The organism is Thauera sp. 28 (assembly GCF_000310145.2).
GTDB lineage: Bacteria > Pseudomonadota > Gammaproteobacteria > Burkholderiales > Rhodocyclaceae > Thauera > Thauera mechernichensis.
Genome location: NZ_AMXA01000008.1, coordinates 117193 through 132290, shown reverse-complemented (window position 1 = coordinate 132290; position 15098 = coordinate 117193). Strand labels below are relative to the sequence as shown.

Below are 15098 nucleotides of genomic sequence, written 5' to 3'. Positions count from 1 at the left end.
CGCTATGCTTTATAAGCACTTCGTCCGAATGCTATCTCGACATTATGCGTACCAAGAACCCTGACATCAGGCAGCGCCTGCTGGCCGCCTTGCGACGTGGGCCCGTGCGGGCCACGGACTTGGCGCGGCAGGCCGAGGTGTCGCCACGGACGGTGTTGCGTCTGCTGGGAGAACTTGGCGCGGACGTGTGCCGTGGCGGTGCGGCAGGGCGAACCCGATATGCTGCCTGCCGCGCCTTGCGTGGATCCTCAGCACCGCTTCCGCTTTTTCACGTCGATGCAGATGGGCGGCTGCAGGAAGGCGGGGTCCTGCGCCTGCTACAGCCAGAGGGGGCGTGGTGTGCGCTGGACAGGCTCGGGTTTCCGGTCGATGACGAGGCGCGAGACGGGTGGTGGGCTGGGTTGCCCTATCCGCTGTACGACATGCAGCCGCAGGGCTACCTTGGGAGGCAGTTCGCGCGCCAGCTTCATTTGGACCTCGAGGTGCCCGACGACCCGCGCGACTGGGGCGATGACGAGATCGCCTGGATCCTGAGTCGCCGCGGCGCTGACCTGCCCGGTCACCTGATCCTTGGTGAGCAGGCGGCGCGGCTCTGGCAGGCTGAGGTGCTGGCGCCGACGCCGGTGCTCACCGAATCGAGGCTGCTTGGCGCGTATCACGAATCGGCCGAGCGCAGCGTGTCGCTGGGCGTGGCAGGTAGCAGCGCGGCGGGCGAGTTCCCGAAGTTCCTGTCGCTGCGAGAACTGCCGGGGCAGCAAACGCCGCATGTGCTGGTGAAGTTCTCTGGTGCGGGGGAGAGCGGGCAGCGCTGGGCCGACTTGCTGGTCTGCGAGCACCTCGCGCTCAGCGTGGCGCAGGGGCTGGGCGGCGTCGAGATTGCTCGAAGCCGTATCCTTTCCAGCAAGGGCCGTACTTTCCTCGAGTCGGAGCGTTTCGATCGGCTGGGTCGATTCGGGCGACTGCCGGTCGTCAGCCTGCAGGCGGTCAGTGCGCATCTGCTGGGTTTGGGCGCACGCGACTGGCGGGACCATGCCAACGCGCTGGTTGCTGCGGGTTTGCTGTCGCCCGAGGATGCGGTGAGCATCGGCCGGCTGTGGTGGTTCGGGCGCCTGATCGCCAACGGCGACATGCATCTGGGCAATTGTGCGTTTCGCGTTGTGGGTGGTCAGCTCACGCCGGCGCCGGCCTACGACATGGTGCCGATGGACTATGCCCCGCTGCCCGGCGGCGAGTTGCCTGCGAAGGTGTGGCAACCGCCCTTGCCGCTCCCCGGCGAGCGCGCCATCTGGCTGGAGGCCTGCAGGCAGGCGCTTGTGTTCTGGAACGCGGCTGCGAGCGATCGCCGGATCTCGGAACCCTTGCGCAAGGTGTTCCGTGATAACGCCAACCGGCTTGACGATACAGCGGGCCACGTGTGAGTTCGTGCAGCCTTCGTCGGTCACTCCCCGCTCTTCTCCAGCTTGATCGACGCCGAGTTGATGCAGTAGCGCAGGCCGGTGGGCTGGGGGCCGTCTTCGAAGACGTGGCCGAGGTGGGCGCCGCATTGGTGGCAGAGGACCTCGGTGCGAACCATGTAGTGGCTGCGGTCGATGGCAGTGGCGACATTCTCGGGCTCGGCTACTGTCCAGAAGCTGGGCCAGCCGCAGCCGGCGTCGAACTTGTGCTCGGAACGGAAGAGCGGGGCGCCGCAGCATACGCAGTTGTACGCGCCCTTGTCCCACACGTTCCAGTACTCGCCGGTGAAGGCGCGTTCGGTGCCCTTTTCACGGGTGACGTGATACTGCATGTCGGTCAGCCGGGCACGCCATTCGGCCTCGTTCCGGGTGGGGTCGTCGCTCATTCCGTTCTCCGCAATGTGAGGGGCTCAGTGCAGATGACGCGGTGCCTGCCCTGATTGTTCCTCGGGCATCTCCGCATGAACCGTCTCGCCGTCAGCGGACGGATAGTACGGCGCGCCGCAGTCATCGCAGTACTCCAGCGGGAACTGGTGGTCGAGCAGGACGATATCGCTGACGCCCGATTCGCGCAGCACGGCCTCGATCTGTGCCGGACAGTCGGTGGTTTCGTCCTCGGCGCCCAGCAGCGGCCAGACCACGCCGTGGACGACGCCTTCGCGCTCGCGCAGCGCGAAGCCGATGCGGTATTCCTCCAGATTGCGCTCCCAGAACGGGGCGACGACTGCGCGCAGGTTTGCGGCGGGGATCTCCAGCGTAGTGGCGAGGAAGGCGACGGATGCGCGCACCGAGTACGGGCGGCTGTCCTTGTCGGCCGCTCTGCTGGCTGCGAAGTAGGTTTCGGGGAGCACAGGGTCCATTGCGCAGCCCGGCAAGAGCGGGCCGAGACAGGCTCCGCCCTGGGTGCGCCACTGATCGCGCGCGGTGTCGCGGTTGCCGTCAGCCTCCTGCCAGCGGAACACCGGGCCGCCACGTGGCACCGCGACGGCTGCGAGCAGGTAGCGCGTATCCGACAGGAACTGGGCTGTCTCCGGCATGCCTTCGGTGTCGATATGGAGGTCGCTGTTGTCGATGGCGGCACCGCCGATCACCTTGGCGAACTCTGCCGTGTTGCAGTAGCCCTGAGGCAGTTGGTCGGGGCTGAAGAGGAAATCGGCTACCGAGAGGCGGGCGTCCTTCGACAGGACGTGGGCCTGCAGGTGCACGCGCAGGTTGGCGACCATGGCGGCCGGCAGGCTCGTGGCGGGGATGCGGAAGCGCGACCAGGCGAGGATGGGGGCTGCGAGCAAGACGACGTCGTGACTGTCGAAGGCGCCGCCTGCGCACTCGGCACGCGACTCGAGATGATCGGCGAGTTCATCGTAAGCGCGCGAGTCGGCGCTGTAGAGGTGGTCGAGCGCGGTGTTCAGACTGTCTTCGTCGTTGCTGGCGAGCAGTTCGTCGATGAGGTGCGCGAGTTGTGCTTCCCAGTAGCGGTCCTCGATGCGGCTGCCGGATTCGGCCAGCCCGCTGGCGAGCCAGACGAGTTGTTCTGCGGTGCGACCGAGGCCGCCACGGCGCTTGAGGCGCGTTCTTTTCATTGTTGGGGTTCCGTTGCTGTTCTGGCTATGGCTGCAGCGCATGCACGCCGCGCCGGAAAGCCCGCATTCTAGCCCATTGCGCCGCCCAGGCAGGCTATGGGTGAATGCTGTTGTCGTTGGTTCAGAAGCCGGGCCGGTCGACGCGCACGGTCTGCAGGATGGTGGCGGAGATCTCCTCGATGGACTTCGTCGTGGATTCGAGCCAGCGGATGTTCTCCCGCCGCATGAGCTTCTGTGCGGCGTCGATCTCGTAGCGGCAGTTTTCCAGTGAGGCGTAGCGGCTGTTGGGGCGGCGCTCCTGGCGGATCTGCGACAGTCGCTCGGGGGCGATGGTGAGGCCGAACAGCTTGGTTCGATACTTGTGCAGTTCGCCGGGGAGCTTGTTGCGTTCGAAGTCCTCGGGAATGAGGGGGTAGTTGGCCGCCTTGACGCCGAACTGCATGGCCAGGTAAAGGCTGGTGGGCGTCTTGCCCGAGCGTGATACCCCGACCAGGATCACGTCGGCCTCGGCGAGTTCGCCGTCGCTCGAAATGCCGTCGTCGTGGGCCATGGCGAAGTTGATGGCTTCGATGCGGTGCTTGTAGTTGGTGCTGTCGGCAATGCCATGGAAACGCCCTACCGCGTGGGTGGAGCGCTGCCCGAGTTCGGTCTCGAGCGGGCCGATGAAGCGTTCGAACAGGTCAAGGAAGAGGGCGTCGGCTTTGTGCAGTGCATCAACCGTCGCCTGATTGACGAGCGTGCTGAACACGATCGGGCGCACCCCATCCTCGAGTGCAGCGTCTCGGATCTGCGCCGCACATTCGATCGCCTTGTCGATGTCGTCGACGAAGGGCGCGCGCACCTGGCGGAATTTTGCCTCGGGAAACTGGGCCAGGAGGCTATGGCCAAGCGTTTCTGCGGTGATGCCGGTGCCGTCGGAGACGAAGAAGACGGTGCGGCGCGGGGTGTCGGTCATGATCGGAGCCTTGGGTGCCAGGACGGTGGGGGCGAGCAGGGGGGCCTGGCATTGGGGCAAACCCTGTCGTGCGGCACAGCACAAAAAATCGTAAACTGCTGACTTCGATATTTTGCTTTTTCTCCAACATTTGCGGAAGCCACACATGACACGCTACGTGATTCCTTTCAACGAACTGCGCATGACCGACGTCGACAAGGTCGGCGGCAAGAACGCCTCGCTCGGCGAGATGATCAGCCAGTTGCCCGCCAGCGTACGTGTGCCGGGTGGTTTTGCGACCACGGCCGAGGCTTACCGCGAGTTCCTCGCCCATGACGGCCTGGCCGATCGCATCAATGCAGCGCTCGATGCGCTGGACGTGGACGACGTCGATGCCTTGGTGAAGACGGGTGCGCAGATTCGCCAGTGGATTGTAGACATCCCCTTCCCGGCCAAGCTCGAGGCCGAGATCAAGACCGCCTACGAGCAGCTTACCGCCGAGGGTGAGGGCAGCTTCGCCGTGCGCTCGTCGGCCACTGCGGAAGATCTGCCGGATGCCTCCTTTGCCGGCCAGCAGGAGACCTTCCTCAACATCCACGGCTACGAGAACATCCTGCACGCCATGAAGGAGGTGTTTGCGTCGCTCTACAACGACCGCGCCATTGCCTACCGCGTACACAAGAACTTCGCCCACGCCGACGTCGCGCTGTCTGCCGGCGTGCAGCGCATGGTGCGTTCCGATTCCGGCGCTTCGGGCGTGATGTTCTCGATCGATACCGAGTCGGGCTTCGATCAGGTGGTCTTCATCACGGCGTCCTATGGCCTGGGCGAGACGGTGGTGCAGGGCGCGGTGAATCCGGACGAGTTCTATGTGCACAAGCCCACGCTGGCGCTGGGCAAGCCGGCAGTGATTCGCCGCAACCTGGGCTCCAAACTGATCAAGATGGTTTTCGCCGACAAGGCGGTGGCCGGACGCTCTGTGCGCACGGTGGACGTGCCCGAGGCCGATCGCATGCGCTTCTCGCTCACCGACGAGGACGTGCTCGAGCTTGCCCGCTATGCGGTGATCATCGAGAAGCACTATGGCCGCCCGATGGACATCGAGTGGGGCAAGGACGGTGTCGATGGCAAGCTCTACATCCTGCAGGCCCGCCCGGAGACGGTGAAGAGCCAGGATTCCGGCCTGGTGATGGAGAAATACCGCCTCAAGCAGTACGGCAAGGCGCTTACCCACGGTCGCGCAATCGGTCAGAAGATCGGTGCCGGTGTGGTGCGCGTGGTTGGCGACGCCTCGGAGATGAACCGTGTCCAGGCCGGTGACATCCTCGTCACCGACATGACCGACCCCAACTGGGAGCCGGTGATGAAGCGCGCCAGCGCCATCGTCACCAACCGCGGCGGGCGTACCTGCCATGCTGCGATCATTGCGCGCGAACTGGGCATCCCTGCCATCGTGGGCTGCGGCAACGCCACCGAAGTGCTGCACGAGGGCGAATCGGTCACCGTGTCCTGCGCCGAGGGGGACACCGGCTACGTGTACCGTGGCAAGCTCGATTTCGAGATCATCACCACCGACATGGGCAACCTGCCCGAGATCCCGGTGAAGATCATGATGAACGTGGGTAACCCGGAACTCGCCTTCGAGTTCGCGCAGATCCCCAATGGCGGTGTCGGTCTCGCCCGCCTGGAGTTCGTCATCAACAACATGATCGGCATCCACCCCAAGGCGATCCTCGACATCGCCCAGGTGCCTGCCAACCTGCGCGACGAGATCAACCGTCGCTCGCGCGGCTACGCGACGCCCAAGCAGTTCTTCATCGAGAAGCTGGTCGAGGGTGTGGCGACCATCGCTGCGGCTTTCTATCCGAAGCCCGTGATCGTGCGCATGTCCGACTTCAAGTCGAACGAATACCGCAAGCTGCTCGGCGGTGAGATCTACGAGCCGGAAGAAGAGAACCCGATGCTCGGCTTCCGTGGCGCCTCGCGCTACATCGCGCACAGTTTCCGTGACTGCTTCGAGATGGAAGTTGCAGCCATGAAGAAGGTGCGCAACGAGCTCGGCCTGACCAACGTGCAGATCATGATCCCCTTCGTGCGCAACGTCGAAGAGGCCAAGGGCGTGGTCGATCTGCTCGCCGAGCATGGTCTCAAGCGTGGCGTGAACGACCTCAAGCTGATCATGATGTGCGAGATCCCGTCCAACGCGATCCTTGCCGAGCAGTTCCTCGAGCACTTCGATGGTTTCTCGATCGGCTCGAACGATCTGACCCAGCTCACCTTGGGCCTCGACCGCGATTCCGGACTGGTGGCGCACGCATTCGACGAGCGTGACCCGGCCGTCAAGCAGTTGTTGTCGATGTCGATCCGCGCAGCGAACAAGCTGGGCAAGTATGTCGGTATCTGCGGCCAGGGGCCGTCGGACCATCCGGATCTGGCCGAGTGGCTGATGGACGAGGGGATCCAGACCATTTCGCTCAACCCGGACACGGTGGTGGACACCTGGCTCAAGCTCTCCGAGCATCTGGCGAAATAAGCCCGCGCGGGCAGTGCCAGTAAGGGGTGGCGGTCATCTGGACTGCCGCCCCTTTTTGCATTCGGGCCGCGCTGCGGCTTCTTGGGTTCCCCTGGCGGCGTTATCATGCGCTAATGCGTCTGCCATCGAGTTCGTCATACCTATGCCCCGGCGCCCCCTTCCTTCAGCCCAGAGTGCGTCCGTAGATGCGGGGCCTGCGTTGATCTTGCCCGCCGCAGGCACGAGCGAGATGTCTTCGTATGCCGAACAGATTGGTCGCCGTGCCCGCCGGCAGGCGAGAATGCTGTCCGCCCTCGTCGCCGTGCAACGCGATTTTCTCGTCGATGGTGCTGCGCACGAGGTCTTCGAGCGCATACTTCACGAGTTGATCGGGCTTAGCGACAGCGAATACGGGTTCATCGGTGAGGTCCTGCACGACGAGTTGGGCGAGCCCTTCGTGCGCATGCATGGGCTTACCGATGTGGCTTGGGATGCCCACACCCGAACACTGTATGAACGTGCGCGCGCCGGTGGTTTCGAGTTTCGCGAGCTGAACAGCCTTTACGGCGCTGTCCTGCGCACGGCGGCGCCGGTGATCTCGAATGCTCCCGCCACGGATACGCGCAGTTGCGGTCTTCCGCAAGGCCATCCGCCGCTCAGGGGTTTTCTTGGCCTGCCGCTCATCCAGGGCGCGCAGCTGGTCGGCATTGTTGGCCTGGCCAATGCCCCCGGGGGCTACGATCGGGTGCTCGTGGACGATCTTGCACCGATGCTGGCGACGTGCACCAGCATGATCGTGGCCTTGCGGCTCGAGCAGGAGCGCAATGCGGCCGAACAGGCCTTGCTCGAGAGCGAGACACACTTCCGCAACCTTGCCAACAGCGGTTCGGCCCTGATCTGGACGTCGGGTGCCGACGGGCGCTGCAGCTATTTCAACGAGCCCTGGTTGCGATTCACCGGCCGCAGTCTCGAGCAGGAGTTGGGCGAGGGCTGGGCCGAGGGTGTTCATCCCGACGACCGGGCGCAATGCCTGTCGGATTACGAACGTGCGTTCGCGGCGCAGGAGCCGTTTAGGCTGGAGTATCGCTTGCGTCATGTAGATGGCGGCTATCGCTGGGTATCGGACGAAGGCAGTCCGCGCTACGACAGCAGTGGGCGCTTTCTCGGCTACATCGGCTATTGCCTGGATGTCACCGACCGCAAGCGTGCTGGTCTGGCCCTGGATGCGCTGGCCGCACGCTACACCATGCTCTCGGGAGATGCGTTCTACGAGGCCGTATGTCGCCATGTGGGCGAGGCCCTGCATCTTGATCTGGTGTTCGTTGGGCAATGCCTGGAAGAGGGCGGCCGTATCAATGTGCGTGCCGGCTGGAAGGACGGCGCGGCAGTTCAGCCGTTCAGCTACGTGCTGGCTGGAACACCGTCGGAGCTGGCGCTTCAGGGCGGGAGCGTGGTCATCGGCAGCGGTGTTGCGGCGCGTTTTCCCGATGATCCCGGCTTGCGGGACGGTGCTTATGAGGCCTATTGCGGTGTGCCGCTCGCCGACAAGGAGGGGCAGGCACTGGGTTTGATGGTCGGAATGTCGAGACGGCCGCTGGATGACCAGCAGGGTGTGCGCGAGCTGCTTGAGATCTTCGACGGTCCGGTCAGTGCGGAGCTGATCCGCGAGCGTGGCGAGGCTGCACTGACGCGTCGTATCGCCTTCGGCCGGATGGTGGCGCGTATCTCATCGGAATTGATGCCCGCGCGGGCGGACGAGGTCGATGGCCTTGTTCTGCGTGCCCTGGCGCAGATCGGACGCTATGCGGATGCCGACCGCGCATTCGTGTTCGATATCACCGAGGACGGTCGCAGCGTCAGCAACACGCACGAATGGTGTGCGCCGGGCGTCTCGCCACAAGCGCACAACCTGCAGGGCGTGGGCTTCGAGGGCTCGCTGTTCTGCCAGATCATCAAGCGTCTCGAGATCGTGGATTTCCCCGATGTTTCCCTGTTGCCGGAGTGTGCGCGTCAGGATCGTGAGCTGCTCCAGTCGCAGGGCATCCAGTCAACGCTGGCGGCGCCAATGGTGGTTAACGGCCGGCTGCTGGGTTTCGTAGGCCTCGATTCGGTACGCTGCCGCCGGCAATGGTCGGGCGAGGAAAAGACCTTGATGAGCCTGGTCGGCAATGCCCTGGCCGGTGTGATCGAGCGCAAGCGGGTTGACGAGAGCCTGCGCGAGAGCGAGGCGCGTTACCGCTCCGTGGTCGAGAGCGTGCGCGAGGTCATCTTTCAGGTGGATGCAGATGGGCGCTGCGCGTTCCTGAACAGGGCCTGGCATGAGCTGACCGGTTTCGCGGTCGAGGCGAGCATCGGCAGGCCGTTCGTCGATTATGTGCACCCGGATGACCGCCATCTCCATCAGGAGGTGTTCGAGTTGCTCTTGCGGCGCGAGGAAGCCTCGTGCACGCAGGCACTGCGTTACCTGCGGGTCGGCGGAGGGTTTCGTTGGGTCGAGCTCCATGCCCGCCCGGTATTCGGTGCCGGGCGGGAGGTGCAGGGGATCTCCGGGACGCTCAACGACATCACCATCCAGAAAGAACACGAGGCGCAACTGAAGTACGTTGCCCACTATGATGCGCTGACCGGCCTGCCCAATCGCGTGCTGCTCCATGACCGCCTGAGTCGCAGCATGGCGCAGGCGCGGCGACGGGGCCAGTTGCTGGCGGTGGCCTACATCGATCTGGACGGCTTCAAGGAGGTCAACGACGGCCATGGGCACCACGTCGGCGACCAGTTGTTGACGACGGTGGCCGCGCGCATGAAGGGCACCTTGCGCGACGCTGACAGCGTGTCGCGGCTCGGTGGCGACGAGTTCGTCGCGGTGCTGGTGGATCTGCCGGACTTGCCTGCCTGCAAGCACCTCGTCCAGCGCCTGCTTCAGGCGGTCGCCCAGGTGGTGCAGGTGGGTGGCGCGGAGCTCCAGGTTTCGGCCAGCATCGGGCTGACGCTCTACCCTCAGGAGGAGGCGCTGGAGCCCGACCAACTGCTGCGCCAGGCCGATCTGGCCATGTACCAGGCCAAGCTTGCGGGCAAGAATCGCTATCATTTCTTCGACACCGACCAGGACCGCGATGTGCGCGGGCGGCACGAGGGCGTGGCGCGGATCCACGAAGCGCTTGCCAATGACGAGTTCGTCCTGTTCTACCAGCCCAAGGTCAATATGCGCAGCGGGGCGCTCACTGGCGTCGAGGCGCTCATCCGCTGGCAGCATCCCGAGCTGGGCCTGATCGAGCCGGCGGCCTTCCTGCCTATGGTCGAGGACCAGCCGGTGGCCGTGGCATTGGGTGATTGGGTGATCTCGGCAGCGCTCGAGCAGCTCGAGCGCTGGAAGAGCTTGGGGCTGACGGTGCCGGTGAGCGTCAATATCTCGGCGCGCCACCTTCAGGCCCCGGATTTCATGATGCGCCTTCAGGAGGCCTTGACCGGTCATCCGGGCTTGGCACCGGGCAGTCTCGAACTCGAGGTGCTCGAGAGCAGCGCGCTCGAGAGCATGACGCGGGTGACGCAGATCGTGGAGGCTTGTGCGCGCATCGGCGTCAGTTTCGCGCTTGATGACTTCGGGACCGGCTATTCGGGGCTGGCCTACCTCAAGCGCCTGCCCGCCGCACGTCTCAAGATCGACCAGCTGTTCGTGCGCGAGATGCTCGACGACCCTGAGGATCTTGCAATTCTCGAAGCGGTTATGGGGCTTGCACACGCCTTCCGCCGGGAGGTGGTGGCCGAGGGCGTGGAGTCGGAGGCCCATGGCAGGGTGCTGCTCCAGCTCGGGTGCGAGGTCGGGCAGGGCTATGTCATTGCACGGCCGATGGAGGGTGAGTCCCTGCCGCAGTGGGTTGCCATATGGGCGCCGCCGGCGAGCTGGCGACGACAGTCAGCGCTGTCACGCGAGGAGCTTGCCTTGGTGTATGCGCAGGTCGAGCACCGCGCCTTGGTACGCGCGCTTGCCGCCAAGATTGCCGATGGCACGCAGATCGACAACCGGCTTGTGGTTCATGGCTGCAGTCTCGGGCGCTGGATCGAGCTCGCGCTTGCCGAGCAGCGTCATGAAGAGGTCGTGCTGCGCGAGCTGGCGCAGGCGCACGACTTGCTCCATGAGACCATCGAGACGCTTGCGGCACACTACCGGGCGGCCGATGCAGCGGCCGTCGTCGAGGGGCTTGGCGCGGTGCGCAGGCGCCTGGACGTGATGCTCGGACAGATAAACAGGCTGCTCGCGTAGGATCGATGCGCGACTGCGATGCACGCGGGCGCTTACAGAGGCTCGCGGCTGGCGCCGCTCCTACAGCAAGCCCAAGGCGCTTCGTTGCCCCGTGGGAGCTGCGCCAGCCGCGAGGTTTCCTGGCCACCGCCTGCCTCAACGTCCAGGCGGTGGCCCTTGCGATTACCCCGAGCAGGGTGTGAGGCGATCTCAGGCGACAGCGAGCGGGATCTTGCCGATCCGGGCCTGCCATTCCTTCGGGCCGGTGTTATGCACACTGGTGCCATTGGCGTCGACCGCGACCGTCACCGGCATGTCCTGCACGGTGAATTCGTAGATCGCTTCCATGCCGAGGTCTTCGAAACCGACGACCTTCGCTTCCTTGATCGCCTTGGATACCAGGTAGGCCGCGCCGCCGACCGCCATCAGATAGGCCGACCTGTTGTCCTTGATGGCCTCGATGGCGACCGGGCCGCGCTCGGACTTGCCGATCATCGAGATGAGCCCGGTCTTCTCGAGCATCATGCGGGTGAACTTGTCCATGCGGGTGGCCGTGGTGGGGCCGGCGGGGCCGACGACTTCGTCGCGCACCGGGTCGACCGGGCCAACGTAGTAGATGACGCGGTTGGTGAAGTCGACCGGCAGCTTTTCGCCCTTTTCCAGCATGTCGGCGATGCGCTTGTGCGCAGCATCGCGGCCGGTGAGCATCTTGCCGTTGAGCAGCAGGATCTGGCCCGGCTTCCACGAGGCGACCTCTTCCTTGGTGAGGGTGTCGAGGTTCACGCGGGTGGCGACGTTGGTGTCGGCCTTCCAGGTGACCTGGGGCCAGTCCTCCAGCCTGGGCGTCGGCAGGTGGGCCGGGCCGGAGCCGTCGAGATGGAAGTGCACGTGGCGGGTAGCGGCACAGTTGGGAATCATGGCAACCGGCAGCGACGCGGCGTGGGTCGGGTAGTCCATGATCTTGACGTCGAGCACGGTGGTCAGACCGCCCAGGCCCTGGGCGCCGATGCCGAGCGCGTTGACCTTGTCCATCAACTCGAGGCGCAGTTCCTCCACCCGGCTCAGCTTGGCGCCCGAGGCGGCCTTCTCGCGCAGTTCGTGGATGTTCACCGGCTCCATGAGCGATTCCTTGGCCAGCAGCATGGCCTTCTCGGGCGTGCCGCCGATGCCGATGCCAAGGATGCCCGGTGGACACCAGCCGGCGCCCATGGTCGGTACGGTCTTGATGACCCAGTCCACGATCGAATCCGACGGGTTGAGCATCACCATCTTCGACTTGTTCTCGGAGCCGCCGCCCTTGGCCGCACAGATGACCTCGACATCGTCGCCGGGGACGATCTCGTAGTGCACCACCGCCGGGGTGTTGTCCTTGCTGTTCTGGCGCTTGCCGGCCGGGTCGAGCAGCACCGACGCGCGCAGCATGTTGTCGGGGCTGTTATAGGCGCGGCGCACGCCCTCGTTGATCATCTCCTGGACGCTCATCCTTGCGTCCCACTGCACATTCATGCCGACCTTGAGAAAGACCACGGCAATGCCGGTATCCTGACAGATCGGGCGATGGCCTTCGGCAGCCATGCGAGAATTGGTGAGGATCTGTGCGATGGCGTCCTTCGCGGCCGGGCTTTCCTCGCGCTCGTAGGCTTCGCCGAGGGCCTGGATGTAGTCGAGCGGGTGGTAGTAGCTGATGTACTGGAACGCATCCGCAATCGACTGAATGAGGTCTTCTTCGCGAATAATCGTCATGACGCTTGGTCTCCGGATGGCATGGGGGCAGAATGGCGCAGTTGGATCGCAGTATTCGATCAACCGCGGGATTCTAGCACCGAGCGCGCGCAGCGTCGGTTCGGAGCCTTGTTGGCCCTGTGTAAGTCCTGTGTAAGATACAAGCTCTTAAATGCCTGCGATCCGGCAGCAGCCGAGTCAGCGGCTACAGCAACCGATTTCAAGACTGGAACCAACCAGTCGAGGACCCGCAAAGGGTCAGCTTCAACCATTTGAACAGTTGAGGAGAGGTGAGCATGTCCAATGAGCAGCAAGTCCGTATCTACAACCCCTCGGAAGAGATGGTCCGTAACGCAGCGGTGTCCGGCATGGACGGGTATCGTGCGCTGTGCAAGGAGGCCGAGGACGATTACGAAGGCTACTGGGGCCGTCGTGCGAAGGAGCTGCTCGACTGGAAGGAGCCCTTCACCCAGGTCCTCGACCAATCGAACGCGCCGTTCTTCAAGTGGTTTGCCGACGGCAAGCTGAACGTTTCGTACAACTGCCTTGATCGCAACGTCAATAATGGCCTGGGCGACAAGGTCGCGCTGATCTTCGAAGCCGACAGTGGCGAAGTCACCAAGGTGACCTACAAGGACCTGCTCGCGCGCGTCAGCAAGTTCGCCAACGCCCTGCGTGGCATGGGCGTCAAGAAGGGCGATCGCGTCATCATCTATCTGCCGATGTCGATCGAAGGCGTGGTGGCCATGCAGGCCTGCGCGCGCATCGGTGCGACGCACTCCATCGTTTTCGGCGGCTTCTCGGCACAAGCCCTGCGTGACCGCATCGAGGATGCGGCAGCGGTCGCCGTGATCACGTCCGACGGCCAGTTCCGCGGTGGCAAGGCGCTGCCGCTCAAGCCGATCGCCGACGAGGCGCTGTCCCTCGGCGGGTGTGATTCGGTCAAGAATGTCATCGTCGTCAAGCGCACCGGCGCCGACGTCAATATGGTCGCCGGGCGTGACACCTGGTACCACGAGGCGGTGGCCAGCCAGTCCGAGACCTGCGAGCCCGAGTGGGTCGAGGCCGAACACCCGCTGTTCATCCTCTACACCTCCGGCTCCACCGGCAAGCCCAAGGGTGTTCAGCACTCGTCGGGCGGCTACCTGCTGCAGGCGGTGCTGTCGATGAAGTACACCTTCGACATCAAGCCCGAAGACGTCTATTGGTGCACCGCCGACATCGGCTGGGTCACCGGCCACACCTACATCACCTACGGCCCGCTCGCCTGCGGCGCGACCGAGATCGTGTTCGAAGGCGTGCCCACCTACCCGGATGCCGGTCGTTTCTGGAAGATGATCCAGGACCACAAGGTCAGCATCTTCTACACCGCGCCCACCGCGATTCGCTCGCTGATCAAGGCGGCCGACAACAACCCCGCCGTGCATCCGAAGCAGTACAACCTGTCCTCGCTGCGCATCCTGGGTTCGGTGGGCGAGCCGATCAACCCGGCGGCCTGGGAGTGGTACTACGAGAACGTCGGCGGCGGCCGTTGCCCGATCGTCGATACCTTCTGGCAGACCGAGACCGGCGCGCACATGATCACGCCGATGCCGGGCGCAACGCCGATGGTTCCGGGTTCCTGCACGCTGCCCTTCCCGGGCATCATGGCGGCAGTGGTGGACGAAACCGGTACCGAGGTGCCCTGGGGTCAGGGTGGCATCCTCGTGGTCACCAAGCCGTGGCCGTCGATGATCCGCAACGTCTGGGGCGACCCGGACCGCTTCAAGAAGACCTACTACCCCGAGGACTTCAAGGGCAAGCTCTACCTCGCGGGCGACGGTGCCATCCGTGACGCCGAGACGGGCTACTTCACCATCACCGGTCGTATCGACGACGTGCTGAACGTCTCCGGTCACCGCATGGGCACGATGGAGATCGAGTCCGCCCTGGTGGCACACGAGAAGGTGGCGGAAGCTGCCGTGGTCGGTCGTCCGGACGATGTGACCGGCGAAGCCATCGTGGCCTTCGTGGTGCTCAAGGGCGCACGCCCGACCGGCGATGAAGCGGCCAAGGTGATCAAGGAGCTGCAGGCCTGGGTCGGCCACGAGATCGGTCCGATCGCCAAGCCCAAGGACATCCGCTTCGGCGAGAACCTGCCCAAGACGCGCTCGGGCAAGATCATGCGCCGCCTGCTGCGCCAGTTGGCCAAGGGCGAGGATGTCACGCAGGACACCTCGACGCTGGAGAACCCGGCCATCCTGGAACAGCTCAAGGGCTGATCCGACACGGCCGGGCCTGCGGGTCCGGCCGCCAATGAACGACAGGGGGAGGCCCGGGCACGTATCCGGGCACATGGGGGGAGACCGGGCACGCGCAATGCGTGCTTCCTGATCGTGCGAAGCGCCGACCCCGCCTGCAAGAGCGGGGCGGCGCGTTCGCCATTGTGGCAGGGCCGACATCATGGGAGGTCATGATGCGCAAGGGACTGGCCGGGCAGCGCCTGGTGGCCGTGTTCATCGCCGGCATGCTGTTGCTCAATTATCCGATCCTGTCCTTGTTCGACCGGCAGTTGAGCCTGTTCGGACTGCCGTTGCTGCACGTCTACCTGTTCGGCACATGGCTTGCGCTGATCGTCGCGGTGGCCTGGATCGTCGAGCGGGGCGCGCGCTGATGG

The 15098-nt window shown here is 64.7% G+C and carries 9 protein-coding genes; 5 read left to right on the top strand and 4 right to left on the bottom strand.

Annotated features, from left to right (window positions below; genetic code table 11):
- The first annotated feature begins 44 nt into the window (after positions 1-44).
- Positions 45-1418 carry a type II toxin-antitoxin system HipA family toxin YjjJ gene (yjjJ, locus tag C662_RS08520; RefSeq protein ID WP_083485747.1) on the top strand — a complete coding sequence of 458 codons (1374 nt, stop codon included), beginning with the start codon at positions 45-47 and terminating at the stop codon, positions 1416-1418.
- Between the two features lie 20 nt (positions 1419-1438).
- Here yjjJ and msrB read toward each other — a convergent pair whose 3' ends face one another.
- From msrB to ppsR, 3 genes are all read right to left on the bottom strand, one after another.
- The gene (gene msrB / locus C662_RS08515) at positions 1439-1840 is read right to left on the bottom strand and encodes a peptide-methionine (R)-S-oxide reductase MsrB (RefSeq protein WP_002927317.1); all 402 of its coding nucleotides are present in this window, start codon (positions 1838-1840) and stop codon (positions 1439-1441) included.
- Between the two features lie 24 nt (positions 1841-1864).
- Positions 1865-3034, bottom strand: coding sequence for a DUF2863 family protein (locus tag C662_RS08510; protein ID WP_002927315.1), 1170 nt, complete (start codon positions 3032-3034; stop codon positions 1865-1867).
- 121 nt (positions 3035-3155) lie between these two features.
- The gene (gene ppsR / locus C662_RS08505) at positions 3156-3989 is read right to left on the bottom strand and encodes a posphoenolpyruvate synthetase regulatory kinase/phosphorylase PpsR (protein ID WP_002927313.1); all 834 of its coding nucleotides are present in this window, start codon (positions 3987-3989) and stop codon (positions 3156-3158) included.
- Between the two features lie 145 nt (positions 3990-4134).
- Between ppsR and ppsA the strand changes: the two genes are divergently transcribed.
- Complete coding sequence (gene ppsA / locus C662_RS08500; RefSeq protein ID WP_002927282.1) at positions 4135-6501, top strand: phosphoenolpyruvate synthase; 2367 nt, start codon at positions 4135-4137, stop codon at positions 6499-6501.
- 280 nt (positions 6502-6781) lie between these two features.
- Positions 6782-10741, top strand: coding sequence for an EAL domain-containing protein (locus C662_RS08495; RefSeq protein ID WP_002927281.1), 3960 nt, complete (start codon positions 6782-6784; stop codon positions 10739-10741).
- Positions 10742-10930: 189 nt separating this feature from the next.
- On the opposite strand, the gene C662_RS08490 is transcribed toward C662_RS08495, so the two are convergent.
- On the bottom strand, positions 10931-12463 hold the full coding sequence (locus C662_RS08490) for a fumarate hydratase (protein ID WP_002927280.1): 1533 nt from the start codon (positions 12461-12463) through the stop codon (positions 10931-10933).
- Between the two features lie 275 nt (positions 12464-12738).
- Between C662_RS08490 and acs the strand changes: the two genes are divergently transcribed.
- Entirely contained in the window at positions 12739-14703 is a 1965-nt protein-coding gene (gene acs / locus C662_RS08485; RefSeq protein ID WP_002927278.1) for an acetate--CoA ligase, read from the top strand.
- Between the two features lie 194 nt (positions 14704-14897).
- The gene (locus C662_RS08480; protein WP_198291886.1) at positions 14898-15095 is read left to right on the top strand and encodes a hypothetical protein; all 198 of its coding nucleotides are present in this window, start codon (positions 14898-14900) and stop codon (positions 15093-15095) included.
- Positions 15096-15098 lie beyond the last annotated feature (3 nt).